The organism is Alcaligenes sp. EGD-AK7 (assembly GCF_000465875.3).
GTDB classification, from domain to species: domain Bacteria; phylum Pseudomonadota; class Gammaproteobacteria; order Burkholderiales; family Burkholderiaceae_B; genus Alcaligenes; species Alcaligenes phenolicus.
Genome location: NZ_AVOG02000026.1, coordinates 1 through 786, shown reverse-complemented (window position 1 = coordinate 786; position 786 = coordinate 1). Strand labels below are relative to the sequence as shown.

Sequence of the window (786 nt, the reverse complement as noted above, 5' to 3'; positions counted from 1 at the left end):
CCGCCACCTCATCGTCGCCGAGGCTCTTGCCGGCGCGCTCGCTCTGCTCCTGCTTAACCTGGGCGAGCACCCCGGCGGCCTGTTCGCCACCCATCACGGCGATGCGCGCGTTGGGCCACATCCATAGGAAGCGCGGGTCGTAGGCGCGGCCGCACATGCCGTAGTTGCCGGCACCGAAGCTGCCGCCGATGAGCACGGTGAACTTCGGCACCTGGGCGCAGGCCACCGCAGTGACCAGCTTGGCGCCGTGCTTGGCGATGCCGCCGGCCTCGTATTTCTGCCCGACCATGAAACCGGTGATGTTCTGCAGGAACAGCAGCGGAATGCCGCGCTGGCAGGCCAGTTCGATGAAGTGCGCGCCTTTCTGCGCCGCCTCGGCGAAGAGGATGCCGTTGTTGGCGAGGATGGCGATCGGGTAGCCGTGCAGGTGGGCGAAGCCGCAGACCAGGGTGGTGCCGAATAGCGCCTTGAATTCATCGAACTCGCTGCCGTCCACCAGCCGTGCGATCACTTCGCGCACGTCATAAGGCTGCTTGGCCTGTGCCGGGATCACGCCGTACAGCTCGTCGGCGGCATACAGCGGTGCGCGCGGTTCGCGGGTCTGCAGCTGGCCGAGCTTGCGCCAGTTGAGGTTGGCCACGCAGCGGCGGGCGATGGAAAGCGCGTGCTCGTCGTTCTCGGCGTAGTGGTCGGCGACGCCCGAGGTCTTGCAGTGCACGTCGGCGCCGCCCAGTTCCTCAGCGGTTACCACTTCGCCGGTGGCAGCCTTCACCAGCGGCGGGCCGG

At 67.8% G+C, this 786-nt stretch carries 1 protein-coding gene; it reads right to left on the bottom strand.

All coding sequences use genetic code 11. The features are described from left to right. The coding region (locus N879_RS12965; RefSeq protein ID WP_022983386.1) for an acyl-CoA carboxylase subunit beta at positions 1-786 on the bottom strand (786 nt) is incomplete at both ends.